Annotated in this window: 11 protein-coding genes; 7 read left to right on the forward strand and 4 right to left on the reverse strand. The window is 63.0% G+C overall.

Annotation, left to right across the window (positions count from 1 at the left end; genetic code table 11):
- Positions 1–29 precede the first annotated feature (29 nt).
- The gene (locus ACN6M5_RS14885; RefSeq protein WP_434950954.1) at positions 30–1508 is read left to right on the forward strand and encodes a peptide MFS transporter; all 1479 of its coding nucleotides are present in this window, start codon (positions 30–32) and stop codon (positions 1506–1508) included.
- Between the two features lie 21 nt (positions 1509–1529).
- Here ACN6M5_RS14885 and ACN6M5_RS14890 read toward each other — a convergent pair whose 3' ends face one another.
- The 3 genes from ACN6M5_RS14890 to ACN6M5_RS14900 form a co-directional block, all read right to left on the reverse strand.
- Positions 1530–2477 carry a 2Fe-2S iron-sulfur cluster-binding protein gene (locus ACN6M5_RS14890; protein ID WP_434950956.1) on the reverse strand — a complete coding sequence of 316 codons (948 nt, stop codon included), beginning with the start codon at positions 2475–2477 and terminating at the stop codon, positions 1530–1532.
- Positions 2478–2552: 75 nt separating this feature from the next.
- Positions 2553–2894, reverse strand: a complete 342-nt coding sequence (locus ACN6M5_RS14895) for a cupin domain-containing protein (RefSeq protein ID WP_434950958.1) — start codon at positions 2892–2894, stop codon at positions 2553–2555.
- A gap of 39 nt (positions 2895–2933) precedes the next feature.
- Complete coding sequence (locus tag ACN6M5_RS14900; RefSeq protein WP_434950960.1) at positions 2934–3656, reverse strand: YqcI/YcgG family protein; 723 nt, start codon at positions 3654–3656, stop codon at positions 2934–2936.
- Between the two features lie 353 nt (positions 3657–4009).
- On the opposite strand from ACN6M5_RS14900, the gene ACN6M5_RS14905 reads away from it, so the two are divergent.
- From ACN6M5_RS14905 to ACN6M5_RS14920, 4 genes are all read left to right on the forward strand, one after another.
- Positions 4010–5206 carry an ATP-grasp domain-containing protein gene (locus ACN6M5_RS14905; RefSeq protein WP_434950962.1) on the forward strand — a complete coding sequence of 399 codons (1197 nt, stop codon included), beginning with the start codon at positions 4010–4012 and terminating at the stop codon, positions 5204–5206.
- Positions 5199–7790 (forward strand): MFS transporter, encoded by a 2592-nt coding sequence (locus ACN6M5_RS14910; RefSeq protein ID WP_434950964.1) that lies wholly within the window; start codon positions 5199–5201, stop codon positions 7788–7790. Before ACN6M5_RS14905 ends, ACN6M5_RS14910 begins: the two co-directional genes overlap by 8 nt.
- A gap of 132 nt (positions 7791–7922) precedes the next feature.
- Complete coding sequence (locus tag ACN6M5_RS14915) at positions 7923–8570, forward strand: MOSC domain-containing protein (RefSeq protein ID WP_434950966.1); 648 nt, start codon at positions 7923–7925, stop codon at positions 8568–8570.
- Positions 8567–8887, forward strand: a complete 321-nt coding sequence (locus ACN6M5_RS14920; RefSeq protein ID WP_434950968.1) for a hypothetical protein — start codon at positions 8567–8569, stop codon at positions 8885–8887. The genes ACN6M5_RS14915 and ACN6M5_RS14920 overlap by 4 nt, the downstream gene beginning before the upstream one ends.
- 20 nt (positions 8888–8907) lie before the next feature.
- Here ACN6M5_RS14920 and ACN6M5_RS14925 read toward each other — a convergent pair whose 3' ends face one another.
- The gene (locus ACN6M5_RS14925) at positions 8908–9444 is read right to left on the reverse strand and encodes a GNAT family N-acetyltransferase (RefSeq protein ID WP_434950970.1); all 537 of its coding nucleotides are present in this window, start codon (positions 9442–9444) and stop codon (positions 8908–8910) included.
- Between the two features lie 87 nt (positions 9445–9531).
- Between ACN6M5_RS14925 and ACN6M5_RS14930 the strand changes: the two genes are divergently transcribed.
- Positions 9532–10413 (forward strand): LysR family transcriptional regulator, encoded by an 882-nt coding sequence (locus ACN6M5_RS14930; RefSeq protein ID WP_434950972.1) that lies wholly within the window; start codon positions 9532–9534, stop codon positions 10411–10413.
- A gap of 172 nt (positions 10414–10585) precedes the next feature.
- A complete protein-coding gene (locus ACN6M5_RS14935; protein WP_434950974.1) occupies positions 10586–11875 on the forward strand; it encodes a sugar ABC transporter substrate-binding protein in 1290 nt (429 codons plus the stop codon).
- Positions 11876–11877 lie beyond the last annotated feature (2 nt).

The raw sequence follows: 11877 nt of genomic DNA on the forward strand, positions 1-11877 counted from the left end.
GTGTGCTCCCGAGTGGAAGCATGGGCGCCATGAGTGATCCGAGCACACAGGCGACGGCCCCTGAACGGCCAGGCGGCGGCAAGACGTTCTTCGGGCAACCCCGCTCGCTCGCGAACATCTTCGGCGTCGAGATGTGGGAGCGCTTCTCGTTCTACGGGATGCAGGGCATCCTCCTCATCTACCTCTATCACTCCGTCGCCGACGGCGGCCTCGGCATCGACCAGGCCACGGCCGCCGGCATCGTCGGCGCGTACGGAGGCGCGGTGTACCTCTCGACGATCCTCGGCGCGTGGCTCGCCGACCGGATGTTCGGGTCGGAACGCGTGCTGTTCTGGAGCGCCGTGGTCATCATGGCCGGGCACATCTCGCTCGCCCTGCTGCCCGGGGTGTCCGGCGTGATCGTGGGTCTCCTGCTGGTGGCGCTCGGCAGTGGCGGGCTGAAGGCGAACGCCACCCGCATCGTCGGCACGCTCTACTCGGAGCACGACTCTCGCAGGGACGCCGGGTTCTCGATCTTCTATCTCGGCATCAACCTCGGCGCGTTCTTCGGGCCGCTCCTCACCGGGCTGCTGCAGACCGAGCTGGGCTTCCACTGGGGCTTCGGGCTGGCGGCGGTCGGCATGGCGATCGGGCTCATCCAGTACTCCTTCGGGCGCAAGCGGCTGCCGGAGGAGGCGCACGACGTGCCCAACCCGCTGCCGGCATCCCGTCGCCCGCTCGTAATCGGGATCGCGGTGGCCGGGGTGATCGTGGTGGTCGCGCTGGTGCTCCTCGGCGTGATCACGGCGCAGAACCTGGCGCTCATCGTGATTGGGGTGGTGATCGTCGCCGCCATCGCGTACTTCACGCTGCTGCTCACGTCGAAGCTGGTGAACGCGGAGGAGCGCAGCAGGATCGTGGCGTTCATCCCGCTGTTCATCACGAACGCGGCGTTCTGGTCTCTGTACCAGCAACAGTTCACGGTGATCACGATCTACTCGGACAAGCGTCTCGACCGCAACCTGTTCGGCTGGGACTTCCCGGTCTCCTGGGTGCAGTCGATCAACCCGATCTTCGTCATCGTCCTGTCCGGTGTCTTCGCGGCGATCTGGACGAAGTGGGGAGACAAGCAGCCGTCCACGCCGCTCAAGTTCGCTGCGGGCACGGTGGTGATGGGGCTGGCGTTCTGGCTGTTCCTGTTCTGGGCGGGGGGCGGAGAGAACAGCACGCCGCTGCTGGCCGTGGTGGGCATCCTGCTCGTGTTCACGGTCGCGGAGCTGCTGATCTCGCCGGTCGGGCTGTCCGCCTCCACGAAGCTCGCGCCGCACGCGTTCGGTGCGCAGATGGTGGCGCTCTACTTCCTGTCCGTCGCGCTCGGCACCGCGATGGCCGGTCAGCTCGCGAAGCTGTACTCGCCGGCGACGGAGGGCGTCTACTTCGGGATCATCGGTGCGGTGGCCATCGCGATCGGCGTGGTGCTGGCCGTGATGAGCCCGTGGGTGCTGAAGATGATGCGCGGCGTGCGGTGAGGCAGCACCGCCCGCGTGTGTCTAGATGTCGAAGTCCAGTTCAACACCTTCAGACATCGCGTGACTTTGGCAGGCCAAGACGATGTTCTGCTCAATCTGTTCTGGGTCTAGCCCATCTGCTCGATTCATGACGACGTCTCCCGCCACCACGCGGCACTGACAAGCCGAGCAGATTCCAGACCGGCACGAGAACGGCGCAGCAATCCCTTGCTCCAACATGGACTCGAGAAGCACTGCCTCATTATTCCAGGCCCAGGTGTGCGTCTCGCCAAACAGTTGAACCTTGGCCTTAACCACTCGAGGCAAAGAATCGCTGATCGGGTCGGTACCGCTAAGGAAATCTTCCCTATGGATTTGGTGCTGCTCATACCCGCTGTCTACAGCAAGTTCCGCACACGCGTTCATCAGCGATGTAGAGCCACACAGATACAGTTCTCGTCCGGCCCCTCCAACGAGAAAGGCTCGGAGTTGTTCGACGGGGATTCGTCCGCGGCGGTGACTGTTCCACACGGTAGACGTCAACCGGTGCTCATATTCGAGGGCCAACGCCTCAATATCTTCTGCGAATGGAGCGTCGTCCATTCGGCTCAAGTAGAGGAGATTGACCTTTCCTGTCCCCGCTGCCAGGGCGGACTTGAGTATCGACACGATCGGACCGATGCCCGACCCCGATGCCACGAGAGTCAAGTCCAGGGTGAGGTCGCCCGGAGTGAATACGCCGGTCGGTCCATCAGCGTCGATGTACATCCCTGGCGAGAGCTCATCGTGGATCCACGTCGAAGCCCGTCCCCCGAGTACTCGCTGAACGGTTACATGCAGGTCGTCATCGATATGTGGGCTGCTCGAGAGGGAGTAGTTGCGTGGAACCAGCCCTGCCTTGCCGGGTATCCATAACGTCAGGAATTGTCCCGGCAGATACTCGATCGGTTCGCCTCCTCCGGCGTGTTCGAACACGACGGTGAGCGACATGTCTCCCGCTGGGCGGGTCTGTTTCACCCTTAACTGGCGCTGTTTCAACGGAACGTCACCGGGCCGCACACGTCATCAGTAATGCGTGGTGACGGCCGCGCGCCCACCTTCTGGATAAATCAAATAGGTGCAGGGGACGTCGTCGGCCGTCGACTGATGTACGGTGTTCGCCGGCAGTTCGATACGCGTTCCCGCAACAGCACGCTGAGACACGACTTCACCCTCAGAGGTTCGCCATGACAGCAGCATCGAACCAGAGAGCACGATAAGACGTTCGTGAAGGTCGTGGCTATGCCAGCTGTGAACCTTGCCTGGCTGATCTCTCTGGTACTCGATGCCACCTTGCTCGGGCGCGTACTTCTCTAGGGCATCGGCGACGCCGAGAACTGGTTCGTCGACTATCGAGGGAGCGTTCATTTGTTGGATCCTTTCACCCGCGGAGATTTCTGATCGAAGCTAAAAGTGGGCGACCGGACACTTGCCCGGCATCTGAGAGGCGTCGCCGTCGTCGAGATAGTACTGTTGCCACTCGCGATTCTTTGGATCGCCGAACGAGCCCAAGAGCGCGGTGACCGGAGCGTCATCGTAGGCGGCCAGCCGCTGTCTGATGATTTCCCGCGCGGAGTCCCCACGCGGCGTGCCTTCCCTGAGATCGTCAAACACAAACCTCGGCTGGAAGGTCACCGCGACGCGCTCGAAGGAACGGCTGCGCCGCCGATCGTGAATATCTGTGTTTACGACCACGAACATCGCCTGCCCGTTGAAACTGAACTCGAAGCTCGAATCGTTGGTAGCCCTGCTAACTCCATCGGGCCATGACGACGTGTCGAGTTCGGACACCCTTTTCAGCAGGTTCCAGAAATAGTCGAAGTACGCGTCATGAGTCTTGGCTTCCGCCCACGTCTCAAAGAAGCAGACAAGCGATGTCCGGCGGCCGAGCGACTCTGCGATCGACGTGAACTCCTCCAACGCCGCAGCCAGCGACTCCGCCGGATCACCGTCAGCCCCGACAAACGCGTAACGAAGTGCGTTTCGAACGACCGCCTCGATTCCGAAGATGCACGGAAAGTCGTTCGTAGACGCGTCCATTCGGGAGTGAAAACTCTCGACGGCTTCCCGCTGCCAGTTCGCGTGAATCGCGTGCGAATCCTTCGGAGCTGTGAGCAGTGTCGTGGGCATTGATCTCTCTTCCGCTAGTGCTGGATGGTTGTTCCCCAAGGGGGTGCTGAATAGAAGAGCCTGCCCAGCATCTGGGCCGCGCGACAAGCGTCGGCTTCGGCGTCGGACGCCATCCCCGGAGACTATCTTGACATCTGAAATCAAGAGTTATCAACATAGCTAAATTAAATGCGTAGCAAAATATCAAAAGTAGCGGTAGTTTGGTTGCGATCTGAAAGACTCTTCGCCAAAAACAAGCGTGACGCCGGGGGTTCCTCATCTGGGACCGTCGTCAGCACGTCACGAGGTCGCCGCTTGTGGGCGAGCCAAAAAGGGGAAATGTAACCATGCCTCATGCACGACCACGGCTCGCTGTGATCGGACAGGTTCCGAAGGAGTTCCGGGAATACGCACTGGACGAAGCAAGCAAGGTCGCGAGGCTGGTCCTGGTTACCAACCTCCCGGCGGACTGGCACCGCACTTATTGCGAAGAAGTCCTAGAAATCGACCTCGACGCTCCAGACGCCCGATCGAAGATAGCCAGACACCTCTCCGACGCTGTGGATGGTGTCTACACGCTGGACGAGCGTTACGTCGAGTTGACTGCCCATCTGGTCGATGACCTGGGACTGCCCGGCGCCGGCCGGAACTCGATTTCCCGGTTCAAAGACAAAGCAGCATTGCGAGAAATGACGCACCGTCGCGACTACTCGCTCGAGTTTGGAGTGGCGTACACGGTTGAGCAAGCTCTGGATGTGGCTTCTGAGATCGGATACCCAGTAGTCCTGAAACCGCGAGCGCTCGGTGGGAGTATCGGGGTGGTCCGCGTTGAGGATGATGACCAGTTGCGGCGGGCCTTCCACGTTGCTCATCGAGCGAAGGTTGGAACCATCGCTTCTGCATATCAGGGCGTTCTCGTCGAGGAATTTGCTGTTGGACCAGGAATCAGCGTCAATTCGTATGTCCACGAGGGCAACACGACGATGTGCTTCGTCTCGGATCGTCTTGTGGGACTTGAACCGTATTTCGAAGAGCTGGGCCATAACGTCGGCCCGATCACAGACGATATCAGTGACAAAATCGGGGGAATCGTCGAAGATATCCATTGTCTCAGCGAGTTCGACGGCGGCGTTTCCAACATTGAGTTTGTGCTCACGGACGCCGGCCCGAAGCTCATCGAGGTCAATGCGCGACTCAGCGGCGACCTGATTCCTTACCTCGGACTCCGCGCGACCCAGATCAACCTGGCAAGAACCGCTGCCCACCTCGCGCTGGGCCTGGCTCCCGACGAGATCAGGTCGACAGCTGGGGCGGCCGCCATCCGGTTCATCTATCCACAACGGCGCATCGTCTTCGACGGGATCGAGTGGCCACCGCTCGATCGGCATACGGAGGATTTCGACATCCTCATTTCTGAGATTGCCGACAAGGGCACCTCAATTGCCCCACCGCCAGAGGAGTTCATGGCTCGCCTCGCCTACGCGATTGTTGTTGGGAAGGACAAGGACGAAGTCGTATCGGCGGTAGACTGGATTGTAGAGAACGTAATCGTTCGAGAGCCCGGTGAATAGGTTCGGGCGCTTCGGCGCAGCAGGCATAAACCAATGGCGATCCGTTCCGCGGCCCCTGTGGTCGATCGGAATCGCCACCCTCATCAGCAGATCGGGCGGCTTTCTAGCCCTATTCGGCTCGATCTATCTTGCAGCGATTGACCTGAGCTCTCAGGAGATCGTCGTCACCCTCGGCGCTGCTGGTGTTCTGGGCGTTGCGGGTGTGACCTTCAGCGGATTTCTTGTCGACCGCTTCTCACCCAAACGAGTCCTCGTCGGCACGTCACTACTGAACGCTTGCCTACTCGTCGCCCTGGCGCTGGTTCCAAACCACTGGGTCTCGATGGTCGCCGTCGTTATTGCCAGCGTCCTGACCCAAGTCTTTCTTCCGATCGCCTCGACAATCGTGGCATCGATCAGTGATTCCGGTAACCGGATCCCATATTTTGCGGCTTTCCGGATCTTTGTGAATCTCGGATCGCTCGTAAGCCCGGTGATAGCGGCGGCGCTCGGAAGTAAGCATTGGATGTACCTGTTCTTGTTCAGCGCCGCGGTGAACATCGTCAGCGCTGTGGTCATCGCTGTCTCGCCGGACGGGTCCCGGCGTAAGCCTGAGCCTCCCTCGAAAGCGGCGACAACAAGCAGCCCCTCAATGCCCGCTCCCGATCTGCTCCGGCTGCTGCTCCTCTTCGGGCTGTTCGCGATCATCGCGGCCGTCTACGCGCAGAGCAGGTCAACCATCCCGCTTCAAGTAACTCGGGATCAACCCCTCACCTTCTATAGTGCTTTGCTTGTCATGAACGCCCTTATGGGCCTTCTTGTCGAACTGCCGCTAAGTACGGCAATCCGCAAAGTCCCTTGGAGATATTCCCTTGGTGCTGGCGCGGTCCTGATGACTGTTGGCCTTGCTGTGACGGGTATTACCGCGTCGATTGCTCCACTGGCGATCGCGGGCTTCGCCGTGTTCACGTTCGGCGAAATGATCTTCGCACCAGTAGTTAGTGCAGCGGTTGCGAGCATTGCGCCGCCGACGAAAGTGGCACGCTATCAGGGCTATTTGAGCTCCGCTCAGTCGCTGGGATTCTCGCTCGGCCCCGCCATCGGAGTTGCCTACTTCCTTCAGATCGGGTCCGCGTTCTGGTATTACCTCGGAGGGATCGGCTGCTTGGCTGCGCTGGCCGTTGTCATCGTTGCGCGATGGATCCACAGTGATGCGGTGGCTGCCGAGTCGACCACACCCGAAGTCGAGGCGTCCGCCCCCGCCGTCGAGGGGAACTGTTCCATGGCCCGGAGTCAATCCGCAGGAATGGCGCGGGTCGGTTTGGGCCACGCCAACGCAGAAGAGAGGATCACAATGAAAACGGTGTTGGTCGTGGACCCAGTGAGCACTGGTGCGCTCTACTCGCCCCTCCTCGCTGCACGAGGAGCCGAGGTGTACGAGGTTGTCACGAGCCGGAGCCGGGGCTATCACCTCGGTGAGAAGCCTCCGACGACGGTCTCAAGGCTTTCATACGACAAGGATTTCGGGACAGACAGCGCCGCGCTGGCGCGTTTCTGCCGAGAAAACGAGATCGAGACCGTTATTGCCGGTACTGAACCGGGCGTCCCCCTTGTCGAAGAAGTCCGCGCATTGCTCGATGCGAAATGGTCTAACGATAAATCCACGGCTCGCGCTCGTTTTGACAAGGGAGAGATGCTCGAGGCCTTGGCCAAGAACGCCGTGGATTCTTTGGAATTCGTGGCGATCGAATCAGACGCTCAGGCGCGCCAACACTTCGCGAATTTCGACTTCGAGAATAGGAGTGTCGTTGTGAAACCCGCGGAGAGCGCAGGGTCCGTGGACGTCGTTCACGTAACTTCCGCGTCGGAGGCAAACTCGGTCGTCCAGGGGTTACTCGGAAAGGCAGGTCTGTTCGGCGAGCGCGTCCAGCGGCTCGTTGCGCAAGAGTACTTCGCAGGGGCCGAGTTTGTCGTCGACACGTTCTCCAGCGCTGGCGAGCACGCTGTGACCAATATTTGCCAGTATGAAAAGACGAGGTCCGCGACCGGGCACTTCGTCTACAACGGCCTGACGTGGCTGGACCAAACCCATCCTGACGCCAGCCGGCTCACTGAATACGCCCTACAGGTGCTGGACGCGCTGGGCGTTCGGAACGGCGCCAGTCACCTTGAGATCATGGCCGACGAGAGCCGAACCGTCCTGATAGATTTCGGGTCTCGCGCTCACGGGGCTGCCCATCCGATGAAGACGTTCCAGCTCACGGGAGACTCGCACCTCCATCGAGAGGTGGATTACATCGCCACCGGCCACAATCGCACTGCCGGATTCAGCCTTCGGAAGCGTGGGAAGATCCTCTTCTTCTCGCGAGACAAGCATTCAGTAATGATCGCTGCCAGTCCTTTGGACGCGTTCGCCAACATTGATGGAATCGAGTCCATCTCAATCGAAGTAAAGACGGGCGCGGTCGTCCCTCCAACGACGAATCTTCTCGAGGGATTGGACCTCGGCATGTGCTACATCATCGGAGATGACGAGGACAAACTGATGGCTTCGCAGGCAGACGCGCGCGCAGCCTTTGATTCCCTCTTTGCTGACGCGACTTAGAATCCCACTCTCGCGTCGCTCGCTGCCGCAGCAATGCGTTGCTTCCCGCTTCCTTCAGTAGTCCTGCGGTCGATAAAACCCGTGGGTGCTGAAGATGATGCGCGGCGTGCGGTGAGGCAGCAGACTGGTCGCATGGCCGAGTTGCTCGAACTGTGCAGGGTGGAGAAGCTGATCCCGGATTCGGGGAGCATCGGGGTGACCGCGATCGACAAGCGGCCGGTCGCCGGTCCGCTGCGGGTGCGACCGTACGGGCTCTATGGTGACGTGCAGGCCGACCGCAAGCATCACGGCGGCCTCAGCAAGGCGCTGTACGCGTATGCGCAGGAGGACGCGGAGTACTGGGCGGATGCGCTCGGGCGCGACATCCCCGCCGGACTGTTCGGCGAGAACCTGCGAACGGCGGGACTCGACGTCAACGGCGCAGAGATCGGCGAGCGGTGGCGGGTCGGCGAGGAGCTGGTGGTCGAGGTGACCTGTCCGCGGGAGCCGTGCGCGACGTTCCAGCGGCGCATGGGGGAGCGGCAGTGGGTCAAGCGCTTCACCGAGGTGGGGCTGCCCGGCGCATACCTGGGCATCGTCAAGTCCGGGAGCATCGGCGCGGGCGACAGTATCGAGGTCGTGTCGCGGCCGGGACACGGAGTGACCGTCGCCTCCTGGTTCACCTCCCCCGACGCCGACCAGGTGGATGCGCTCGAAGCGGCAGCGCGCGCGGGGAGCGTGACGCTCGTGCCCGAGATGGTGGTGGCGATGCGGAAGATCGCGGCACGGGTGAGCGCGTGAGCGACGAGGGAGAGGCGGCCGAGGTGATCGAGGTGCCACAGGCGGCAGGGGCGACCGGAGTGACTGAGATTGTCGAGGCGTGGGCGAGTGAGTCGACGCTGCTGGCGTTCGACGGGCGCATCCTGGAGGTGTTCGGCTTCCCGGACGTTCAGAGGATACACATCGCGTTCCGTCCGACGATCACGGTCGGCAAGAAGATGGTGTCCATCGCACCGACCCAGGGCGGCAAGCTCAGCTTCTTCTACGATGCGGCGCGCGCCGACGAGATCGCCGCCTTCGCGGTGCACGTGCACGCGGCGCACGCAGCGCACGCGTGATCGGCATGGGCTGACGGCGCTCAGGCTCGCGGCGCGTACTCCGCCGCGAGCAGCCCCAGGATGACCTCGTCGATGAACTCGCCGAGCACCCACGCCGACGCGCGGGTCGTTCCCTCGCGGACGTAGCCGTTGCTCTCCGCCGCGCGGAGCATGGCCGTGTTGTCCGCCAGCGTCTCGATCTGCAGCCGGTGCAGTCCGCGTACCACGAAACCGTAGTGGGTGAGCACCGCCACCACGTCCGTGCCGTAACCGTGTCCGCGCGCCGCCGGGATCAGGCCAAGCCCGATGTGGGCGAACCGGCTGTGCGTGTCGATGCCCCACAGGGTGGCGGCGCCGATCAGCGTCCCTCCAGCCAGCTCGACGATCGAGAACCGGACCACGTCGTCTTCCGCCCGGCCCACCGACAGCCGCGGGTCGTCCGACCCGGGGGAGATCGGGCGCCACGGGCCGCCCTCCGCGCGGGAGCCGACGACGACGTCGTCCCACATCTCCTTCAGCAGGATCGGGATGTCCTCTTCGTGCCGGGCCCTCAGTCCCACCGTGCTGCCAGTAAGCATGGGTCATTCCTAGCTGATCGTCCCGCGCGGCGGCAACCATCAGTGGATGCGGTCAAGCCGCCCCCGATTCAGTCGTACCATTGCTGAATGGAACTCCGGCAGCTCGAGCACTTCGTCACGGTGGCGGAGGAGCGACACTTCACCCGCGCGGCGGAACTGCTGCAGATCTCGCAGTCCGGACTGTCCGCATCCATCCGGTCGCTCGAGCAGGAACTCGGCACCTCCCTCTTCATCCGCAGCACGCGCCGGGTCGAACTGACCACTGCAGGACAGGCGCTGCTCGCCGACTCGGTGCGCACGCTCGCCAGCGCGGCAGCGGCCCGCAACGCCGTCGCCGCCGTGCGCGGGCTGGTGCGCGGCCGCCTCACCATCGGAGCCGAGCCGTGCCTCGGCTCCGTCGACCTCCCCGCCGAGCTCGCGTCGTTCCGCACGGCCAACCCCGGCGTGGAGGTGCGGCTGCGCTACTCCGGCTCCGTCGAGCTGGTGGATGCGGTCGCCGGGGGACGCGTCGACGTCGCCCTGGTCGTCGACACCGGCCACACGCCCGCCGGTGTGCAGCTGCGACAGCTGAGCACGCAGGAGATGCTGGTGCTCTGCCACCCCGACCACCGGTTCGCGGCCGAGTCGAGCATCCCGTTGGAGAGCCTGCGCGGAGAGGCGCTGATCGGTTTCCAGGAAGGCTGGGGTGCGCAGGCGCTCGCGCGGCGGGCGTTCGCTGCTGCCGGATTCGACTATCGGGCGGCGATGGAGGTCAACGACGTGCATCCGCTGCTCGACCTGGTCGGCTACAACCTCGGCGTCGCGATCGTGCCGGCGAGTTTCGCCCGCAAGCGCCCGGACCAGCTGAAGGCGGTCGGGCTGCGCGGCGACGTGCCGGCCTGGAACGTCGCGGTGGCGGTGGCCGAAGAGCCCAGCCCGGCAGCCGGCGCGTTCCTGCGGCAGTTGCAGCCCGTCGGCGCGGCCGCCTAGCCGTCGTCGCGCCCGCACACTCGGCCGTTTCGGGACGCGTGTTCCGGCCGTAACAAACCTTTTACATGCCCGGCCTGGAAATAACTTGCAGACCGTTCCGCATTCATGGAGACTATTTCCATCACGTTCGGGCATTCGCCCACACCAATGGTTTCGAAGAGGAGACAGCACCATGAAGAAGCGCTATCTCTCCATCGCCGTCCTCGCCATCGCTGCGCTCGGGCTCACCGCCTGCTCCAGCGGGACGAGCGGCGATGGAGGAAAGGTCGACGCGAAGGGCGAGAAGCTCAGCGTGTGGATCATGCAGGGCACCAACCCGGACTCGACGGCCTTCTTCAAGAAGGTCGGGGACGAGTTCACCAAGGAGACCGGGGCCAAGCTCGATGTGCAGTTCGTGCAGTGGGCGGACGCACACGACCGGTTCGTGACCTCCATCGCCGGAAACACCACTCCGGATGTGGCGGAGACCGGCACCACCTGGACCGCCGAGTTCGCCGACGCAGGAGCGCTCGCCCCGATCGGCGACTACGTCAAGAAGGCCGACCTCGACAGCGACCTGGTGAAGGGCCTCAAGGAGTCCGGCACCTACGACGGCGAGCTCTACGGGATGCCGTGGTACGCCGGTGTCCGCTCGCTGGTCTACCGCGCAGACGTGTTCCAGGAGCTCGGCCTGAAGGCGCCGACCACCTGGGACGACATCGTCGCCGCCGGAGAGAAGATCAAGGCGGCCAAGCCGGACATGATCCCGTTCGCTGTCCCCGGCACCGCCGAGTTCGGCGTGTACCCGTGGGTGTGGGGCGCAGGCGGAGAGGTCGCGACGAAGAGCGGCAAGACCTGGAAGTCCGGGCTCGACAGTGCGAAGTCGCGTGAGGGCATCCAGTTCTACACCGACCTCGCCACCAAGCACGGCTTCTCCACGGCAGGCGCCACCACCTGGAAGGAGACCGACGTGCTCGACAACTTCAACCAGGGCAAGGTCGCGATGGCCATCCAGGGTTCGTGGACCCCGGCGACCATCGTGCAGAAAGCGCCGGACCTGAAGGGCAAGATCGCCGCGACGCCCATCCCGGGCAAAGACGGCGGGATCAGCCCGTCCGTGCTCGGCGGATCGCACCTCAGCATCTTCAACACGGCGAAGAACAAAGACCTCGCCTGGTCGTTCGTGAAGCTGATGACCACCGGCACGTTCGCCACGGAGTGGGCATCGCAGACCGGATACTTCTCCGGCCTTAACTCGCTGGCCAAGGACGCCATGAAGTCCGACGACCCGCTGGTCAAGCCGTTCGCGACGCAGCTGGTCGACGGAGGGGCGTCCGTTCCGGTCACGCCGAACTTCGGCGCGGTGCAGGCGAAGCAGACCACCAACTCGATGATCCAGTCCATCCTCTCGGGGCAGAAGTCGGTCGATCAGGCCACGACGGATGCCGCCAAGGAGATGACCCAGATCCTGAACGGCAAGTAGTC

The sequence above is a fragment of the Leifsonia araucanica genome (assembly GCF_051161895.1).
Classification (GTDB): Bacteria; Actinomycetota; Actinomycetes; order Actinomycetales; family Microbacteriaceae; genus Leifsonia.

Bases quoted from the DNA above. Each gene is read 5' to 3' on its own strand.
- ACN6M5_RS14885 (WP_434950954.1), top strand. From the start codon at position 30: ATGAGTGATCCGAGCACACAGGCGACGGCCCCTGAACGGCCAGGCGGC.
- ACN6M5_RS14890 (WP_434950956.1), bottom strand. From the start codon at position 2,477: ATGTCGCTCACCGTCGTGTTCGAACACGCCGGAGGAGGCGAACCGATC.
- ACN6M5_RS14895 (WP_434950958.1), bottom strand. From the start codon at position 2,894: ATGAACGCTCCCTCGATAGTCGACGAACCAGTTCTCGGCGTCGCCGAT.
- ACN6M5_RS14900 (WP_434950960.1), bottom strand. From the start codon at position 3,656: ATGCCCACGACACTGCTCACAGCTCCGAAGGATTCGCACGCGATTCAC.
- ACN6M5_RS14915 (WP_434950966.1), top strand. From the start codon at position 7,923: ATGGCCGAGTTGCTCGAACTGTGCAGGGTGGAGAAGCTGATCCCGGAT.
- ACN6M5_RS14925 (WP_434950970.1), bottom strand. From the start codon at position 9,444: ATGCTTACTGGCAGCACGGTGGGACTGAGGGCCCGGCACGAAGAGGAC.
- ACN6M5_RS14930 (WP_434950972.1), top strand. From the start codon at position 9,532: ATGGAACTCCGGCAGCTCGAGCACTTCGTCACGGTGGCGGAGGAGCGA.
- ACN6M5_RS14935 (WP_434950974.1), top strand. From the start codon at position 10,586: ATGAAGAAGCGCTATCTCTCCATCGCCGTCCTCGCCATCGCTGCGCTC.